At 30.9% G+C, this 19,141-nt stretch carries 15 protein-coding genes, 1 tRNA gene, 1 rRNA gene and 1 riboswitch; of the genes, 1 reads left to right on the plus strand and 16 read right to left on the minus strand.

Annotated features, from left to right (window positions below; all coding sequences use genetic code 11):
- Positions 1-73 precede the first annotated feature (73 nt).
- Complete coding sequence (locus JHL18_RS20970) at positions 74-1,828, minus strand: N-acetylmuramoyl-L-alanine amidase (protein WP_200272861.1); 1,755 nt, start codon at positions 1,826-1,828, stop codon at positions 74-76.
- Positions 1,829-2,186: 358 nt separating this feature from the next.
- Between JHL18_RS20970 and JHL18_RS20975 the strand changes: the two genes are divergently transcribed.
- A complete protein-coding gene (locus tag JHL18_RS20975) occupies positions 2,187-3,365 on the plus strand; it encodes a cation diffusion facilitator family transporter (RefSeq protein WP_200272863.1) in 1,179 nt (392 codons plus the stop codon).
- A 24-nt stretch (positions 3,366-3,389) separates the two neighbouring features.
- Here the strand turns inward: JHL18_RS20975 and JHL18_RS20980 are convergent, their stop codons facing one another.
- From JHL18_RS20980 to rrf, 15 genes are all read right to left on the minus strand, one after another.
- Positions 3,390-3,551 (minus strand): hypothetical protein, encoded by a 162-nt coding sequence (locus JHL18_RS20980; RefSeq protein ID WP_200272865.1) that lies wholly within the window; start codon positions 3,549-3,551, stop codon positions 3,390-3,392.
- Positions 3,552-3,802: 251 nt separating this feature from the next.
- Entirely contained in the window at positions 3,803-5,584 is a 1,782-nt protein-coding gene (locus tag JHL18_RS20985) for an LTA synthase family protein (protein ID WP_200272885.1), read from the minus strand.
- 675 nt (positions 5,585-6,259) lie between these two features.
- Positions 6,260-6,982, minus strand: coding sequence for an ATP-binding cassette domain-containing protein (locus tag JHL18_RS20990; protein WP_200272867.1), 723 nt, complete (start codon positions 6,980-6,982; stop codon positions 6,260-6,262).
- The gene (locus JHL18_RS20995; RefSeq protein WP_243278062.1) at positions 6,969-7,628 is read right to left on the minus strand and encodes an amino acid ABC transporter permease; all 660 of its coding nucleotides are present in this window, start codon (positions 7,626-7,628) and stop codon (positions 6,969-6,971) included. The genes JHL18_RS20990 and JHL18_RS20995 overlap by 14 nt, the downstream gene beginning before the upstream one ends.
- A gap of 147 nt (positions 7,629-7,775) precedes the next feature.
- A complete protein-coding gene (locus JHL18_RS21000; RefSeq protein WP_200272869.1) occupies positions 7,776-8,585 on the minus strand; it encodes a transporter substrate-binding domain-containing protein in 810 nt (269 codons plus the stop codon).
- Positions 8,586-8,930: 345 nt separating this feature from the next.
- Complete coding sequence (locus JHL18_RS21005) at positions 8,931-11,063, minus strand: HelD family protein (RefSeq protein ID WP_200272871.1); 2,133 nt, start codon at positions 11,061-11,063, stop codon at positions 8,931-8,933.
- Between the two features lie 90 nt (positions 11,064-11,153).
- Positions 11,154-13,142 carry an ATP-dependent zinc metalloprotease FtsH gene (gene ftsH, locus JHL18_RS21010; RefSeq protein WP_200272873.1) on the minus strand — a complete coding sequence of 663 codons (1,989 nt, stop codon included), beginning with the start codon at positions 13,140-13,142 and terminating at the stop codon, positions 11,154-11,156.
- An 88-nt stretch (positions 13,143-13,230) separates the two neighbouring features.
- A complete protein-coding gene (gene lepB, locus JHL18_RS21015) occupies positions 13,231-13,764 on the minus strand; it encodes a signal peptidase I (protein ID WP_243278068.1) in 534 nt (177 codons plus the stop codon).
- Positions 13,751-13,987, minus strand: a complete 237-nt coding sequence (locus JHL18_RS21020; protein WP_200272875.1) for a DUF3006 domain-containing protein — start codon at positions 13,985-13,987, stop codon at positions 13,751-13,753. Before JHL18_RS21020 ends, lepB begins: the two co-directional genes overlap by 14 nt.
- Before the next feature lie 403 nt (positions 13,988-14,390).
- Positions 14,391-15,683 (minus strand): diaminopimelate decarboxylase, encoded by a 1,293-nt coding sequence (lysA, locus tag JHL18_RS21025; protein ID WP_200272877.1) that lies wholly within the window; start codon positions 15,681-15,683, stop codon positions 14,391-14,393.
- A 192-nt stretch (positions 15,684-15,875) separates the two neighbouring features.
- A riboswitch (Lysine riboswitch) is annotated at positions 15,876-16,079 on the minus strand.
- A 165-nt stretch (positions 16,080-16,244) separates the two neighbouring features.
- On the minus strand, positions 16,245-16,934 hold the full coding sequence (locus JHL18_RS21030) for a beta/alpha barrel domain-containing protein (protein WP_200272879.1): 690 nt from the start codon (positions 16,932-16,934) through the stop codon (positions 16,245-16,247).
- A gap of 252 nt (positions 16,935-17,186) precedes the next feature.
- Complete coding sequence (locus JHL18_RS21035; protein WP_200272881.1) at positions 17,187-17,678, minus strand: NAD(+) diphosphatase; 492 nt, start codon at positions 17,676-17,678, stop codon at positions 17,187-17,189.
- Between the two features lie 40 nt (positions 17,679-17,718).
- Positions 17,719-18,411 (minus strand): DNA/RNA nuclease SfsA, encoded by a 693-nt coding sequence (gene sfsA, locus JHL18_RS21040; RefSeq protein ID WP_420839236.1) that lies wholly within the window; start codon positions 18,409-18,411, stop codon positions 17,719-17,721.
- 526 nt (positions 18,412-18,937) lie between these two features.
- A tRNA-Glu gene (locus JHL18_RS21045) sits at positions 18,938-19,012 on the minus strand.
- A 4-nt stretch (positions 19,013-19,016) separates the two neighbouring features.
- A 5S ribosomal RNA gene (gene rrf / locus JHL18_RS21050) occupies positions 19,017-19,134 on the minus strand.
- Positions 19,135-19,141: the final 7 nt, after the last annotated feature.

Genomic DNA, 19,141 nt, shown 5'->3' on the forward strand with positions numbered 1-19,141 from the left:
GCGAAAGCTCATTTAAGCATTGGATGCGTGACCACTTAATTTAAACACAACGCTTGAGTAAGGATTTATTATTTTATATCTTTATATACTCTGCTTTAACGTATCCTTGCTTAGTTCCCGTATTGGTTATAAATTCTATCTGACACCACCCATTAACTTGAGATATGACCTTAACGCTGGCATTATTAAGTAAGTATCCTATAACCAATGTATTAGTTCCAGCTCCCTGTCTAACATTAAGATTTGTAGAAACATTAATTACATTAGCTGGTTTAGAGCTCGGGGGAGTTTGTCCAGAATTCGTTCCCGTATTTGAACTGTTTTGAGTACTAGTTATTTGTATGTAACTTTTTGATACATATCCTTCTTTATCTCCACTTATAACTTGATACCAATCTCCTTGTTGAGATTTTACTTGAACTTCTGTACCATTACGTAAGTAAGCAATAGCTGAATAATTAGTACCTGCCCCTTTTCTCATGGTTAAGGATGTAGATATATTAACAACTTTTCCCTTTTGAACAGTAGTTGTATTATTATTTTGATCAGTTGATGGCACCGTTGGTGTTGTTGGTGTTGTTGGTGTCGTGGTTCCATTACCAGGTACTGTGGTAGATGGAGTATCTATTATAGAAATATATTGCTTGCTTACAAATCCGGTTTTATTGCTATCAAAGGTTATGTTATACCACCCATTTTGCTCATAGTTTATCTTAACTTCAGTATTATTCTTTAGATAAGCTATAACTGTTGCTGATGCTGAAGCTGCAGATCTAACATTTAGGTTGGTTGAAATATTAGTAACCTTTCCCTTTTTCTCAGTACTTCCCTGCTGACCATTACCAGGTGTTTGTCCACCATTGGTAGCCCCGCCATTTGAACCAGTATTATTGCCTCCTGTTTGAGTATTACCATTAGTGTTAGTTAAAGACCCTTGAGTAATCAACACATAATTTTTGCTTACATATCCATATTGCTTTAGTCCATCTTTAGTTAAATCTATCTTATACCAACCATTTTCTTCTTCATATATATTTACGTTTTGACCAATTGAAATACTTCCTATTATAGTAGAAGTTCCATTAGCTTTTTCTCTCACATTTAGTGATTTAGAAACATTAACTAAACTTCCTTTTGCTTTAGGTTCCATTGTTGCAGGAACACTACCATTATTTATCTGTTGTCCCGCAATAACTGATTTGAAATATGCCCAAAGTTCTGGTCTGTCTTTAATCATCATTTTAGGACATATCTTACCAGAAACATCGTAATGCCTTACAACATTTTCCGCAGGTATGTTATACTTTTGCATAAGATACTTAGTGAGAGCTATTCCATTTTGTAATGTCTTATCAAAATTATTATCTGGATTTACGCATAACTCTATAGCTATGGTATTAGAATTGTTTATTATAGGATTATATCTATCTCCACAGTGCCATCCTCTCCAAGTATTCTCGAGACACTGTATTATATTGCTTTGATCTACAGTATAATGAGCAGATGCATCTGCTTCTGGATGATTAGCAAAGTAATTTCTGTTAGCCATAGCATTAGCACCCAGCTGTCTATTATCTGTATCATGGATGACTATATATCTAGGCAATATATTTATACCTTGCGAATAATTTATACTTATTAGCTGTTTATTTACCTTTATTCCATTCAACACCGGCGTATCAGAATTTACAGCAGTATTTTGCTGTTCTGAATTTGTAGACGTATCTTTATTCTGTTCTTCGCCTAAAGCTTGTACAGCTTCTTCTGTAACAACCATTGAAGTAATAGTTGATGATATTATAAGTGCGGTTAATAACTTTTTCTTCATATGATTTACCCCTCAAAATTAATCGAAACTTATCAAATAAGTTCCATTAAACCACTTAATATATTTATATTATAGCATTTTGTAGCAAATTTTGTTTAAATATAACTTATTTTTCATATTATTTTATGTCGTACTTTAAGCATAAAACTTTAATTAATCATAAATATATTTGTTTTCTATTGAAAATACTTAAAAAAATATGTACAATAGTCAAATCTACTACTTACTGGTTATATGTAAAATATTATCCAGTATTCTGTACTGCAAATTTGAAAATATTAATAGGGAGATTTTGAAAGCATTAATATAACCGTAAAGTTATATATCTAATAACTTTTGGAAGGGGTTTTTAATTTATATGATATCCGATTTTTTGATAAAAAAAGTTTCTAAAAACAGTACTAATTATAAGAATGATACAGTCAGAACTAGACTTGGCTACTTTGCTGGAATTATTGGGATTGTAGTAAACTTGGCTTTATTTCTAATAAAACTCACTGTTGGTCTATTTACAGGAAGTATTTCCATTATGGCAGATGCTTTTAACAATCTCTCAGATGCTGCATCTTCTATAATAACAATAGTAGGAATTAAACTTTCTAATATGCCTCCAGATAAAGAACATCCCTTTGGACATGGGAGATTGGAATATATTTCAGCCTTAATAGTTGCTTTTATGGTAATGCTTGTTGGCTTCCAATTTGTAAAGTCTTCTTTTGAAAGAATACTTAACCCAGAACCAGTTATCTTCCAATGGATTCCTTTTATACTTCTTTTAGTATCAATTATTTTTAAAATATGGCTTAGCAGATTTAATAAAACCATAGGAGATAAAATTGATTCTTCGGCTCTAAAAGCTTCTTCATTGGACGCTTTAGGAGATGTATTTACAACTAGTGTAGTTGTTGTATCTTTCTTCATTGCAAGATTCACAACCTTTCCTCTGGATGGATATATAGGTATAATCGTTGCACTTTTCATACTGTATTCTGGTTTTTCGCTTGTAAGAGAAACTATGAATCCTCTTATAGGCTCAGCCCCAGATGAAAGCCTAGTAAGCTCTATAAATGAAGGTGTTCTTTCATACGAATTTGTAACAGGAGTCCATGATCTAATAATTCATAACTATGGACCTGGTAGGTGTATGGCATCAATACATGCTGAAATTCCAGCAGATATAAACATAATGAAGATACATGACATAATAGATACTGCTGAGCGAGAACTCTCGGAAAAGCTTAATATCTATTTGGTTATCCATATGGATCCTATATCTGTTGAAGATGAGGAGATAAAATCAGCTAAAGAAGAGATTGAAAAAATAATTAACCATAATCCACTAATTAAGTCAATGCATGATTTTAGAATAGTAGGCGAAGGCGATAAGAAGAACCTCATATTTGATCTTGTGGTAAGTTCATCGAAGCTTACCAAAGCAATGTCAGAAGCACAGCTTAAAGAACAAATTATAAATTCTATTAAGGAAACTCGCCCTCAATACAACTGTGTTATAACAATAGATAAAGACTTTGACTAATTTATATAGAATTTTAACTTGAAATTAAGTTGTCACATCTCCAATACTTTGATGTGCTTCGCAAAGAATTAATATTATTTTCTTTAATGGAATGTCTAAAACTGTATAACTCACTTCGTTCAGACAATACAGTTTCCTTACGCCATTCCATCTCTGAAAATCATTTAATTCTAATCGCTTGCTCATATAGTATCTACGCTGTGCCACCTTAATTTTATTAGTATTCTTTAAACTTAGTTATAGATATAACAGTTTGATACAATGGAGTGGGTATATCTATTAACAGGCAAACAAATTTTATCTTTCTACTTTACATACTAAAAAGTTAGTAAATTCATTGAGAATACTAGGTTTAGCTAATATTAAAATTAAAGATTTTCCATATATGAAAAGTGCTTTAGGAATAATATTCCTAAAGCACTTTTTATATTATTAAACTATTTATTATTTAAATATTTACCTCTAATGAACATATCACTAATCTGAAGGGAATCCTCTAGATGTTTCTTTTCTTTATCATCTTTAGGAGTTCCAATAATCTGACCATAATTTAATACAGTTGCATCTCTATTAGTGTTTACTAACACTCTTCCCATAGTGCTTCCATCAAATTTATTTCTATCTATACCTATCAGATATGAAATAGTTGGTAAAAAATCTATTTGACCGCCTGCCTTTGAAATTGTTTCGCCTTTTGAATCTTTACTATATACTATGAAAGGAATACCTTTATCATCTTTTTGCCACCAGTCTCCCTCTAGTTTCACTTGTTTAAGCTGGGCTGGATAGAACTTATGAACACCTGTATGATCTCCATACACAACTACTATAGAATCTTTTAGGATTCCTTCTGCATCTAGTTTATTAATAAAATTGCCTATTTGCTCATCAGTATATCTTACACTTTGGAAATATGCTCCGAGTATTGTTTTGTCAAATTCCTGAGGTAAATTTAACATTTTATATTGCTCTGGCATGTCAAAAGGTCCGTGACTTGTAAGTGTAACCATAAATGAATAAAATGGCTTTGGCATATCCTTCAATTTATCAGCAACTTGGCTTAGATATGATCTATCTGATAACCCAAGTCCTATTACTTCATCTACGTTAAACTTACTTATATCCAATATCTTATCAAAACCTAAGGAACCTCTATGAACTTCTGTCCAATTCCAGTTTCCAGCTACTTCAGGGTGAGTAGAAACAGTGTTATAACCCTTTTCTTTCACTAAGTTAGGTAAAGTAGTGAAAGGAGTATATGGATTATTAAAGAAAGTTGCTCCCTGTCTTATAGGTAACATTGAAGTATTTACCATAAGATCTGCATCTGAACTAGTACCGTTATTATTTTGTTCGTGAATATTATTAAAGTATAAACTGTTATTTATAAGTCTATTTAAATTTGGTGTTATTTCCTGTCCGTATACCTTTTGCCCAATAACAAAGTTTTCTAAAGACTCTACTTGCACAAATATTAAGTTCTTACCATTAAGTTTTCCTTTGTATTCATTGTCAGGTAAGTTTTCTTTATTATCTTCAAACCATTGGGTTATTTTATCAGTATCATCACTAGAAAGCTTGACAGCATTTTTTTCATAAATTGTTTTATAAATATCATATCCATGATAACCAAGTGGACTCATATCTGACATTGTTTGAAATGGTGCCCACGCAATCTTGAAAAGCATCTTTTCGCCTTTTGTACCGTCGATAACATCTATATAATAGTAAGAAGACACTAATGTTACTATTGATAAAACAAAAGTAGCTGCAAAAGCAAATATATATCTTTCCTCAGATTTAATCTTATTCTTAAACTTAAATAACAATGCTGCAATAAATACAAAATCTATAAAGTATACTATATCAACTGCTGCTGGTAAAAATAGATTCTTCTTCACAGGATTAAATAATGCTGGATATAAAATATGTCTAATAGATAAAAAGGTGCCATTTGCTCTATAGTACCAGATATCTGCTAATAATAATACACTAACAAACAAATCAAGTATTATAAGGTATCTAAGTCTACCTTTTGATCTAAATAAGAAACTAATACTAATCACCAATACTATACAAGCTATATGTGCCCATATTGGCGGTGGAGTGAAGTACATATTTTTAAAATTCAAAGAAGAAGAATTTGGAGTCCTAAGCATTGCTAAGAAAGCCATGGATTTCAACATCAGTATAACACCAAAAATTGCTGGAATTATCATTTCTTTTTTAAGTTTTTTAGTCTTTATTAAAAAACTTTTCTCACCCATAAAATCACCTCATATGTATATCATTTTCATTCAACAACTGCAGAAACTTATTTATTCGTTGCCATGAATTATTATATATTATTTAAATATTATATACTATAAAAATATGAAATTGTTTCAATTTATTAATATTTCCAATGATGAAACAATTCGGCCACTACTTCGTTAGCAACTAAAAGGACACTATCCATAATTATGAATAGTGCCCTAAATTGGGGTTGGTATATAAAAACAGTTTAGGATTTAAATCAACATTATTCTATACCACTTATTTATAAATTGATCAGATAAATAAACAAGCTTTATAAACTAATAATTAATCTAAAACCTATATTTGGGTTGGCAAATTAAGTTTATACTAAAATATAAAAATTCATGTACTATCCACTAAATTTCAGATAAAACTATTTAAAGATAATTAATGTCAAACTTCTATCATTATTGATGTAACTTACATTGGTCAAGTCCTCTTAACACCCTGTATATAAATCCAGAAATCTCAAATTAAATATCTCTTTTAAATATTCCACCTTATGATATGTACTATTCATATATCTATATATTTTCAAATTCTCTCTTTAAAATTTCAAGAGAGAATTTGAAAACACTTAATTAAATAACCTACTTTTAAAGTACTTTTGATAGAAAATCTTGTGTTCTTGCGTTTTTAGGATTATCAAATACTTCTTCAGGTGTACCTTGCTCTACTATAACTCCACCATCCATGAATAATATTCTGTCTCCAACTTCCTTTGCAAAACCCATTTCGTGAGTTACAACAACCATTGTCATTCCTTCAGAAGCAAGACCTTTCATAACACCAAGAACTTCGCCTACCATTTCAGGATCTAAAGCTGAAGTAGGCTCATCAAACAGCATAACATCTGGTTCCATAGCTAATGCTCTTGCTATTGCAATTCTTTGCTTTTGCCCACCTGATAATGATGCTGGATATGCAGTTGCTTTATCTCTAAGGCCAACCTTATCAAGAAGCTTGAAAGCCACTTCATCAGCCTGTGCTTTACTAAGGCCCTTTACTTTAATTGGTGCAAGAGTTATATTTTCTAGAACTGTTTTGTGTGGGAATAAATTAAATTGTTGGAACACCATGCCCATCTTTTCTCTTATCTTATTGATATTTATATTTTTACCGATTATATTATTTCCTTCAAATATAATTTCGCCATCAGTTGGCTCTTCAAGAAGGTTCAAACATCTTAAGAAAGTGCTTTTACCTGAACCACTTGGCCCTATAACAACAACCACTTCTCCTTTATGGATATGGTCAGTAATACCTTTTAGAACTTCGTTTTTTCCAAAATATTTATGAAGATTATTAACGTGAATCACTTGCTCCCAGCCTCCTTTCAAATTTACCTATTAATTTAGATAACGTGAATGTCATTACAAAATACATAACTGCCGCAATTATAAGCGGAGTAAAAGGTTCAAAAGTGTTACCTCTTACTGTATCAGCTTTGTACATTAGCTCTGCTATACCTATAACAGATACTATTGAAGATTCTTTTATTATTGTAACAAATTCATTACCTAAGGCTGGAAGTATATTCTTTAAGGCTTGTGGAATCACTATATATCTCATAGTAGCTCCTTGAGTAAAACCTAAACTTCTTGAAGCTTCTGTCTGTCCTTTATCTACAGCATTTATCCCTGCTCTTATTATCTCAGCAACGTATGCTCCACTATTTATTGATAAGGTTAATATACCTGCCATCATACCTGGAAGACGTATCCCAGTATAATCTAATCCATAATATATGATGTACAACTGTACTAATATAGGTGTACCTCTTATAATCTCAATATAAGTAGAAGCAATAAACTTTAAAATTTTATTCTTTGATAGCTTCATAAGGCTTAAAAATAAACCTACTACAGTACCTAAAATTACTGTAAAAAATGCAATTATTATTGTATTTATTGCACCTTCTATATAGAAGCCACTGTACTTGCTCAAAATATCTGTTAAACCCAACCCAATTACCTCCTAAATAATATGAAATATAGCAGGCACCCCTACCTACTATACTTCACTTGATATCTTATACAGCCCCCATTTATATTTATAGCCCCATTACTGCTTATTGCTTTACTTACTAAAACTTAGTATTAAATTTATAAATTAATCAACTGAATTAGTTGCATCTATTACTAATTGATCTATCTTCTTTTCTTTAATAAGTTCATCAAGAGCTTCGTTGATTATCTTAAGCAAATCCTCTGATCCCTTAGCCACTGCGATTGCTGAACCTTGCTCATCAGGATTTAAATCAAATTTAGAATCACTTACTGCTAAACCATCACTCTTCTCTGCATAAAGCTTTGCAACTGGTCCTTCCACAACTGCTGCTTCAACCTTTTTGTTCTTCAAGCTAAGTACTACATCAGGAACTTTTGCTAAAGATTGAAGTTTTGAATCCTTTATCTGCTCCTCAGCCAACTTTTCTTGTACTGAACCCTTTTGAACGCCTATAGCTTTGCCGGCTAAAGAATCTAAAGATGAATATTTAGCTTTATCTTCTGATCTAACCAAAACATATTGAGTAGCTGTATAATATATTTTAGAGAAATCTACACTCTTTTTTCTATCTTCAGTTGGATTCATTCCTGATATTACCAAATCAACTTTATTTGTTTTCAAAGCTGCTACCAATCCATCAAATTTCATATCGCTTATTTCAACTTCAACTCCTAGCTTCTTAGCTATAGCCTTAGCTATTTCGATATCAAATCCTACTATAGTATCCTTACCGTTTATTGATTTGTGGAACTCATATGGAGCATAATCAGCACTTGTACCAATTACAAGCTTTCCTGACTTTTTAATCTTATCTACTGTAGCCTCACTTTTATTTGAACACCCAACCACGCTAAATGCCATTATCCCAACCAAGGCAGTAGCTAAAACTGTTTTTAATATACCTTTTTTCATTTTAAGACCCCTTTCTATAATTAAACATAATATAGTTTACCATTTAGAAATAAATATTATTCCCTGAACTGAGTATAATTATACATTATTCATTCATTTTTATGCAAGTATTTTTTAATATTTTTTTAATATTTATAAATATGCAATTATGATATCGTTTAAATAAAAAAATAAACAAATAAACTCGTTGCTATTACTATATTTCTTAATATATTTCTATAACTATTTTAATTCATATTTATTAGGAATATTCAAAATAAAAAATGCATAAAATGTTTATTTCAAACACTTTATGCATTAATATATTACTAATTTATCTATATAATTATAAGTTTTTGTTTATAATTATAACTTAATATTTATATCTTTTAGCATATGCAAAGCTCTCGTACTCATTATATACTTTATCAAATCCTCATCTTTATCCTTTTCATAGTTGAAATCTACTATGATAACTCCATCAAATTCCAAGCCTTTTGCAAAGTAAGATGGAATAATAACAGTTCCTCCATTATAGATTACATCTTCATTATGGAACTTCATAACAGGAGCAAATTCTCGAACTTTTGGATATATCTTATTCATATCTTCAGAGTTTCTTGTTATGATTGCAATACTTTCTAGCCCTTCGTCTTTGAAATCTTCTATAGACATAAGTATTTCATCTATTAAGTCCTCTTCAGATACTACTTCAACTGATTTTACTTCTTTTCCTTGTCTTACTAGTGGAATTACTTTTTCTTCTTTTAGGAACTTATTAGCATAATTCATTATTTCCATAGTAGATCTATAGCTTATATTTAGATCATAATTTTCAACATCATCTTCTAAATAAATGTCTTCAATGCTTAACATAGCTGCTTCTTGATCAAGATCTACTAGTCTTTGATTTGTATCTCCAACTATAGTCATGCTCTTACAGCCTGTTAGCTCCTTAATAGCCTTAAACTGCAATTCACTATAGTCTTGTGCCTCATCTATAACTATATGCCTAATATCACTTTTTGCTTTCTTACCATCGAGTTTTATCATCAGATATAGTATTGGTGCTAAATCATCTGACGTAAGCTTCTTATATCCATTGAATTTATTATAAATACTTAATATTGATTCATTTTCTATCCACTCTTCTAGTTCTGCTCTTGAGTTCATAAGTTCTCTTACTATCTCTCTTACTTTCATTTTTCTATTGAATTCAATATTGTTTTCTTCTATCAATAAATCATCTGGTTTTAAACTCTTTTTATATTCTTCTGTTTCTTTATTTAGCTTCCAAATCTTTTCATCACGTTTATCTTTTATTTTAGATATGATAACCCTTTTTACTTTTTGGCTTCTTCTAAATATAGGCATATATAAATAATCTTTTTCAAATAAATTACTTATTTCTTCTACACCTAATATTTCTTCACCAAAATATTTAACAGGTTTTATCTTAAAATAATTTTGCTCTATATCTTTTATAAGTTCATCTAACTTACTAATAAACACTTTGGATTTCTTAAGTTTAATATCTTCAATAAATTCCTCATCTCCAGATAGTACTTTTTCCATGTACTTTGGAAACTCCATAATCTCTTCATTTAAAGAAATTTGTTTCATAATAAAATTAGTTATAGTGTCTTGTTTTACACCAACTTCCCCAAGGCTAGGAAGTACTGTCGATATATATTCCATAAATATAGAGTTAGGTCCTAATATCAAAACCTTATCCCCAAGTTGTTTTCTGTTATTATATAAAAGATATGCTACCCTATGAAGAGCTATAGTAGTTTTCCCACTACCAGCTACACCATTTACAACTACAGTCTTTTCTCTGGGTCTTCTTATAATTGTATCTTGTTCACCTTGAATAGTCATTATTACATCTTTAAGCTTTTCACTTGAGTTAGAACTTAAAACCATCTGTAATATGTCATCTTTAACATCTACTTCTGAGTCAAACATCCCTTGAAGTTTTCCCTTTTTTATAATAAACTGTCTTCTTTCCTTTATATCCGTCTTTATATCCCCAACAGGTGAATTGTAGGTAGCTTCACCTAAACTTCCATGATAAAAAAGTGCTGCTACTGGAGCTCTCCAGTCTACAATTATAGGTTCATACCTACCTTCTTGCGTAACTCCAAATCTTCCAATATACAGAGTCTCTAATAAATCTTCTCCTTCAATAAAACCTACTTTTCCAAAGTACGGATTTTCCTTCAATATAGTAAGCTCTTTTAGCTTTCTATCTATGGTTTTAAACGCTTCTTCTTTAACAAATCTTTCATGATCAAAGTATTCCGTAACTTTATCTTCGTCATCTCTGTATTCTTCAATTACATTTTTTCTGTAATCTATTATATATTCTGATATGTATTTGCGTTTTTCTAGGTAATTTAAAATCTCATCATTTACTATCCTTAAGGTTTCAGTTAACTTTTCTTCCTCAAATAGTAATTGTAATTCTTTCTCCCTGCTTGAGTTATTCTCTTCCATTCAAATCACCTTTCCTTTAAATTAATGAAGAAAAAGTTCCCCCTTGGAAACTTTTTCTCTTTCTTAAAATAAACTTATCACTATATAAATTTAAGATTGAACGATACTATTATTACCATCAACCATTAGCTCTGAAGTAGACTCATTTATATTAGGTTCTAAAACTAGATCTGAATATACAGGAACATCATTCTTTTTGTCTCTTCTTTCCTTTTCTAGCTTTTCAAACTCTTTCTTTTCTGCTTCTTTCTTGTCTCTTTCTACTTTTAGCTCTGGATATTTATTATATACAAATATCATAAATTCCTCTCCAGATAAAGTTTCCTTATCTAAAAGATCATTTGAAATATCATTTAATAAATCTCTATTATTTCTTAATATTTCTCTTGCCTTTTCATGACTACTTTTGATTATCTGTAAAGTTTCTTCATCAATTTGTGCTGCAGTTTCAGCAGAACAGTTCTGAACCGGTCTTCCATCTAGATATCTATTACTAACAGACTCTAATGCCATCATATCAAACTTATCCGTCATACCATATATGGTAACCATACTTCTAGCTGATTGTGTAGCTCTTTCAATATCATTTGAAGCTCCAGTAGATATTATATTAAACTCAATCTCCTCTGCAGCTCTTCCACCAAGCATAACTGTAATTTCATCTACCATCTCATCTTTAGAAACCAAATACTTTTCTTCATCTGGAAGTTGCATAGTATAACCCAATGCCCCCATGGTTCTTGGAACTATTGTGATCTTGTGTACTGGATCAGTATTCTTTAGTAAAGCCGCTACAAGTGCATGCCCTACCTCATGGAAAGCAACAATTCTTTTTTCTTTAGGCGAAAGAATTCTATCCTTCTTTTCCTTACCAGCTATTATTACTTCTACTGCTTCTTCAAGATCCTTTTGAAGTACAAATTTTCTATTATTTTTAACTGCACTAAGTGCAGCTTCATTAACTATGTTTGCAAGATCAGCTCCTACTGCTCCAGGAGTACTCTTTGCTATTGACTCCATATCTACATTATCACTCATCTTAACATCTTTGGCATGAACTTTTAATATTGATATTCTTCCTTTTAAATCTGGTCTATCAACTATAACTCTTCTATCAAATCTTCCTGGTCTTAACAAAGCCTTATCAAGTATTTCTGGTCTATTAGTAGCCCCAAGAATTACTACACCCTTAGAAGAATCAAATCCATCCATTTCAGCTAGTAATTGATTTAGAGTTTGTTCTCTTTCATCATTACCTTGGATAGCTCCATCTCTGCTCTTACCGATGGCATCAATTTCATCTATGAATATTATACATGGAGCTTTTTCTTCAGCCTGTCTAAATAGATCTCTTACTCTTGAAGCACCCATACCAACAAAAAGCTCTACAAAGTCTGATCCCGACATCGAAAAAAACGGCACTTTTGCTTCTCCAGCTACTGCCTTTGCAAGCAGAGTCTTACCTGTTCCTGGAGGTCCTACTAAAAGAGCTCCTTTAGGTAATTTTGCACCTATCTCCTGATATTTTTTAGGGTCATGTAGAAAATCTACAATTTCTTTTAATGATTCTTTTGCTTCTTCTTGACCTGCTACATCTGCAAAAGTTTTACCAGTCTCATCTTCTGCATAAAGCTTAGCAGTGTTCTTGCCAAAAGACATCACTCCGCCACCCATCTTTTTATCCATCTTACCAAACATTAATCTACCTATTATGAAAAAGAATATTATAGGTACAACCCAATACAGTATTAAATCAGCTATAGGAAATGCATCTGGAAGCTTTCCTTGATATTTTGCACCAGAATCCTGTAAACTCTTAACAAGATCCTTATCCCCTAGGTTCACTGTATATAGTATCTTACCATAATCACTGCTTTGCTTATTTGGTACTATAGTCAATTTTTGACTTGTTATAGTTACAGTTTCTACCTTTTTATCTTTTAACATACTTTGAAATTCATCATATGTAATGTTTTCTGTCATCATCTGAGTTTTAGTATAATTAAAAGCAAATAATAATCCTAAAGCTATTATTCCGTATATAATAGCATATTGCCATTTTTTATTATTCTTAAACATATTTGCACCTCTTTTCATTTGTCATATTATATGGATGGATAACTTATAATTAAACTTATATCTTTAAAGCCACCCGTCTTTGAATTAACTATTTTAGAAGCCCAATCCTATCAAACGGAAAAACTCTAATTCTTGCTTTTCCTTGTATATCCTTAGCATCAATATATGGATTATTCCAATATCTTGCATCTGCAGAATTAGCTCTATTATCCCCAAACATTAAATATTTTCCTTCTGGAATCTTAAAACTTCCTGTTTTGCTATCTGGATTTTTTACATAATCCTCTTGAAGATATTTACCATTAATATAAACATCCCCGTTGTCTTTTATCTCTACAGTTTCTCCAGGCAACCCAACTACTCTTTTTATAAGTAAGTCTTTAAGTTCATCTGAGTAAAAAACCAATATATCTCCTCTTTTTATATTTTGAGGATTATAAATCTTGGTTACAAACATTTGATCACCTTTTTTTATAGTTGGATACATAGATTCTGTTGGAACAGAAACTTTGTATAAAAGAAATTTATTGATAAGCATGGCAAGCAATATAGCTGCACCAATAGGTACTACCCAATCTAATAAAAATTTGACCATAGGATTTCTATTACTACTTTTCTCCATCGTTCCACATACCTTTCATTAAATCTTCTACAATTGATTTCCTTTTACTTGTTAAATCCTTGTCTATATAATAACTGGAATCTTTTTTAACCAACACATCGCCTTCCTTAGGTACTCCTTTAATATTATTGACATTAATTCTTAGAATTTCTTCATTTACCTCACAAACGGCAATATTGTTTTCTATTCTATCTATTATTATACAATCTTTAGATAGTTCCATATTATCTCCTCTAGATTTATCATTTCTTTATAAAAATTATATTTTCAAATTCTGCCCTTGAAACCAATATGAGCTTTAAAAATAATTGTATTATCGAAATGATTGATTCTAATTAAAATACACCTTATATAAGTATATCATAATAATTTTTTTTTTCTATTGTAGATAGATAATTTAAAGGTTTTTTTCCACTTGTTGTAAACACATTGCATAAAATTTAATTGGGTGAATTATATGATATACCTTTTCTACCATTATGTAAATAGGTTGGCTTAAAAATAACAGAGTGTCGATATATTCAACACTCTGCGCAAATCCTCAACTATTAACTTATCCATAATCTTAAATTACAAAGAAGTAGTGTTTTTCGAACAGTTTTAATTTAATCTTTCCTAATTGAACGCTATATTTCATTTCTAATTATATCTGCATAGGTTTCTCTCTTACAAACAAGTCTATCTTCTCCATCTTTAATCATAACAACTGCAGCCTTAGGAACCTTATTATAATTATTAGCCATTGAATATCCATAGGCACCTGTTGACATTATAGCCAATAAATCACCAGTCTCAATCTTTGGTAACCTTATGCTATTTATTAATATATCTCCAGATTCGCAGCACTTTCCAGCTACAGTTACATCTTCCAACTCATCCGAATTAACTTTATTTGCTACTATCGATTCATATTCAGCATTATATAATGCTGGTCTAATATTATCAGTCATTCCGCCATCTACAGATATATACTTTCTTATTGAAGGTACTTCTTTAATTGATCCAACTTTATATAATGTAATTCCTGCATTTCCTACTATAGATCTTCCTGGCTCTATGGTAAGTATAGGCATATTTATCCCTAAGGTTTCACAAACTTGATCAGCCTTACTTAGAATTGCAGCACAATATTCGCTTGCAGGTTTTGGTTCATCATCAGAAGTATAATAAATTCCGAAACCCCCACCAAGATCAAGTTCTTTTATAAGATATCCTGTCGCATCATATATATCCTTAATAATTGTTAACATTATCTCAGTCGCATCTTCATAAGGAGCTATATCAAAAATTTGAGACCCTATATGACAATGTAGCCCTGAAAGTTCTACATTTTGTAATGATAAAACCTTATTAACAACATTTAATATATTATCTCCTATATATGCAAAGCCAAACTTTGAGTCTAACTGACCTGTTTTGATATACTCATGTGTATGAGCTTCTATCCCAGGTGTTATTCTTAAATAAATTTTTTGTTTTTTATTATGCTTTCTAGCAATATTGTCAATAAGTTCTATTTCCATTTCATTATCTGCTACAAAAGTACCTACACCAAGATCTATTCCTAGTTCAATTTCGTCAATTGTCTTGTTATTTCCATGGAAATATACTTTTTCCAACGGGAATCCAGATTTATATGCTGTAAAAAGCTCGCCACCTGACACAACGTCTAAATATAGATTTTCATCTTGTATTATCCTACACATAGCAAGAGTTAAGAAGGCTTTTCCAGCATATGCAACCCTATTATTTCTATTTTCACAATTAAATCCATTGTAATATTCTCTACAATTTTGTCTAATAAGATTTTCATCAAAAACATAAAGTGGTGTAGAGTATTTTTCTGCAAGCTCCGTAGCTCTAACCCCACTAATTGATAATACATTTTCATCAACATTCATATTTCCAAACAATTTCATCAACATTACCTCCCCAATATTAACTAAAAATCTCTTTTACTTTTTACTATTACATAGTAAAAAACGTCACAGAAAATATCTGTGACGGGTAGAATTCGCTTTAAGGTAAAATTGCAGAAATGAATTTTTATCTTATGATATAATTCTAAAACATATCAATAACTACTTGAAAATATTTTATCGCAATTCTTAATACCTTGTAGCTCTCCACTTTAATAACTGAATGACAACACTATAATTATCTTTCTTTAAAGTGACAGTTATATATATATTATATATATAACCAGAAAAAAAACTTCGCCAAGCTATCTTCTTCGGCTGTTTTTCCTTTCTTTATTTATCTACACTTGCCAGCTCCAAATAAATACTTTTAAAAACAGCACCTCTACCCTAGGTTTCGCTTAATATGTTGAATCAAATAATACTTTAATATTATTATTGATTCGACATTATTCAATTTTATTTATAATTTAACTATTATATTATCATATTAAAATAAATATGCAATACAAAAACAAAAATAATTAAATTAGATTTTTGATTAAAGTGTTTCATCTTTAACTACTCTTTATCGCTTCTGTATTTAACCATAAGTTCACTAAATATTTCACCAGAACTAGGCGGTGTATATGTTATTGCGTTTGCTCCTGCAATTATTGTCTCTTTTATGCTTTCAGTAGTTGGTCCACCTGTAGCTATAATAGGAAAGTCTGGAAACTTCTTTCTTACATTACGAACTATCTCTGCAGTATTCTTTCCACCTGAGACATTTAATATGTGTGCCCCTGCTTCTATTCTACCTTCAAAGTCATCATTTTCAGATACAACAGTAACTATTATTGGTATATCTACTGTATTTCTTAATTTATTTACTATTTCATTTGATGTAGGGGCATTGACTACAACTCCCATTGCACCTTTGAATTCTGCATCTAATGCAAGATTTATAACTCTCATCCCCTGAGTTATACCTCCTCCTACTCCACAAAATACTGGAACGTCTGCAGCAAGCATTAAAGCTTCTGTAATAATAGGCTGAGGAGTAAATGGATATACTGCAATTATTGCATCAGCATTAGTGTTTTTTATTATTGCAACATCTGTAGTAAATACAAGTGATTTTATTCTTTTACCAAATATCTTTATTCCACTTGCATCTCTTATAACAGCAGGCATTTCTATTAAGTGATTTCTTAGAGCACCTTTAATCTCAGGTACATACTTTGGCTCTTTATTTGTGTTTCCTATCATTTAAATATCCCCCTTTCCCTTTCACAAAGATATATAATTAGTAAATTTGAAGTATCAAAGAAATTAAGCACAGAATCTATTGTAATTAAGATATATTTATACATAAATTTTGCCTTATCATAATTTCCTAAGAATAAAAAATAATTTGAAAATTAACTATATTTTAATACAACGAGTTTCTCTTGTCATTTTTTTTATATTAATTTTTCTTTAATTCATATGACAATATTATTCAAAATATAACAAATGTAATTATTTTAATTCATTTAATATCTTTCTAACTACTGCTTTTCCTATCTTATCTTCAGTCATTTCACTTATTGCATCTTCAATGTTGCTCCAATCAAGCCATTCTACTTCTGAAGACTTTATGATTTCTCCTGATTTGTAGTGTGCTATATATGTAAGCATAAGTAGATCTTTCCCCTTGACATAATCACTACCTAAATATTTTATGTTATCTACTATTAATCCCGTCTCTTCTTTTACCTCTCTATAAACAGCATCTTCTGCTTTTTCATCTGGGCTGATATAACCTGAAACCAGTACTTTTGAATTTTTATATATATAGCTTTGCTTAAGCAATAATATCTTATTACCCTTTATAATGGCAACAACAATACAAGGTCTTGGCACATCAAAAAACATCATATCATCCTCTGAACAATATGGTACTCCCCCTTCATCCCAACTATGCTTTTCTTCAAGCTTTTTCCCACAAAGTGGACAATATACGAATTTCATGTCATTCCCCCTAAAATCACTTTACAATATACTCTATATACTATAATATCACTTGAACTTCCTTTTTCAAAGTTATGCTGTCTGGAGTAACCTCACTGCAATACGCAAAGATATCAACTCCATTTTTAGATGCAAATCTTAACGCCTCGCCAAACTCAGGATCTGTTTCATCATGAGGTGTAAATGCTTTTATATCATCAAGTTGTATTAGAAATATAACTCCAGCACCTTTCCCTTGCCTTTTAGCCTCTACCAGTTCCAACAAATGCTTTCTACCTCTTTCAGTAGGTGCATCAGGAAAGCTAGCAACTCCATCCTTTTCCAAAGTCACTCCCTTAACTTCTAGATAATACTCATCACCAATATCATCACTTAATTTAAAATCAAATCTACTGTTTCCAAAAGTTTTCTCTCTCATTATTATATTATATTTCTCTAAAGAAGGAATCCTTTTATTTATTAATGCTTCTTGTACTACCTTATTTGGGATATGAGAATCTATACTTATTAGATTTTCCCCTTTGTATGCAGCTATTAGATCATATTGTGTTTTTCTCTCTGGCGAATCCTCTTTTCTAAGTATAACCTTTGTACCTGGTATCAAGATTTCTTTGCATCGCCCTGTATTGGGCACATGAGTCATTATTTCCTTATTATCTAGAATTACATAACCTTGAAATCTATTAGGTCTTTTAACAAATACCGCTTCTAATACAGGTTTTTCTATTAACACATTAATCACCTTCATAATATATTCAGAATAGTTATCCACATTACCCACACATATTGTCCACATAATATGTGTCCATTGTTGATACTTAACCGTAAAATTTATATTTTTCACTATCATTATTACTTTTATGTAGGTTTTTGTAAGTTTATATACTATTTTGTTATAGCATATTTATTAAACTGAGTATGCTAAACTTTAATTATCACCCTAATTATATTATTTTCTTATAGTATATAGCAATAAATATTAACTTTTCCACTACTTATCCACATTTACTCACAGGTTTGTATACAAAAATGTGGACAACTATTATAAAAATCAACTTTTTGTGAATAAGTCAATACTTTTTTTTAAAACAACCTTTTTCTACATTTTGTCCAAAAAGCCGATAATTTTTATAGACAAAAATAAGGAATTACCCTTATGAGTAACTCCTTACATATACATTTATAGGCCTCAGCCATATTACGTTCTACACATATATAAACTCGATATACTCCGGAAGTAAATCGAGTTATATAAGTTATGGTGACTCCTAGGGGAATCGAACCCCTGTTACCACCGTGAAAGGGTGGTGTCTTGACCGCTTGACCAAGGAGCCATAAACCTAGCGACCACTTACTCTCCCACACAGTCGCCCATGCAGTACCATCAGCCGTCTAAGTCTTAACCGTCGTGTTCGGAATGGGTACGGGTGTAACCCTTAGACGCATCATCACTAGATATTGAA

The organism is Clostridium yunnanense (assembly GCF_016595795.1).
Lineage (GTDB): Bacteria > Bacillota > Clostridia > Clostridiales > Clostridiaceae > Clostridium_AR > Clostridium_AR yunnanense.

What these genes read in the sequence shown, in the direction of transcription:
- JHL18_RS20970 (WP_200272861.1), bottom strand. Translation starts at nt 1,828, where the DNA reads ATGAAGAAAAAGTTATTAACCGCACTTATAATATCATCAACTATTACT.
- JHL18_RS20975 (WP_200272863.1), top strand. Translation starts at nt 2,187, where the DNA reads ATGATATCCGATTTTTTGATAAAAAAAGTTTCTAAAAACAGTACTAAT.
- JHL18_RS20980 (WP_200272865.1), bottom strand. Translation starts at nt 3,551, where the DNA reads ATGAGCAAGCGATTAGAATTAAATGATTTTCAGAGATGGAATGGCGTA.
- JHL18_RS20985 (WP_200272885.1), bottom strand. Translation starts at nt 5,584, where the DNA reads ATGATAATTCCAGCAATTTTTGGTGTTATACTGATGTTGAAATCCATG.
- JHL18_RS21000 (WP_200272869.1), bottom strand. Translation starts at nt 8,585, where the DNA reads ATGAAAAAAGGTATATTAAAAACAGTTTTAGCTACTGCCTTGGTTGGG.
- JHL18_RS21005 (WP_200272871.1), bottom strand. Translation starts at nt 11,063, where the DNA reads ATGGAAGAGAATAACTCAAGCAGGGAGAAAGAATTACAATTACTATTT.
- ftsH (WP_200272873.1), bottom strand. Translation starts at nt 13,142, where the DNA reads ATGTTTAAGAATAATAAAAAATGGCAATATGCTATTATATACGGAATA.
- lepB (WP_243278068.1), bottom strand. Translation starts at nt 13,764, where the DNA reads ATGGAGAAAAGTAGTAATAGAAATCCTATGGTCAAATTTTTATTAGAT.
- JHL18_RS21020 (WP_200272875.1), bottom strand. Translation starts at nt 13,987, where the DNA reads ATGGAACTATCTAAAGATTGTATAATAATAGATAGAATAGAAAACAAT.
- lysA (WP_200272877.1), bottom strand. Translation starts at nt 15,683, where the DNA reads ATGAAATTGTTTGGAAATATGAATGTTGATGAAAATGTATTATCAATT.
- JHL18_RS21030 (WP_200272879.1), bottom strand. Translation starts at nt 16,934, where the DNA reads ATGATAGGAAACACAAATAAAGAGCCAAAGTATGTACCTGAGATTAAA.
- JHL18_RS21035 (WP_200272881.1), bottom strand. Translation starts at nt 17,678, where the DNA reads ATGAAATTCGTATATTGTCCACTTTGTGGGAAAAAGCTTGAAGAAAAG.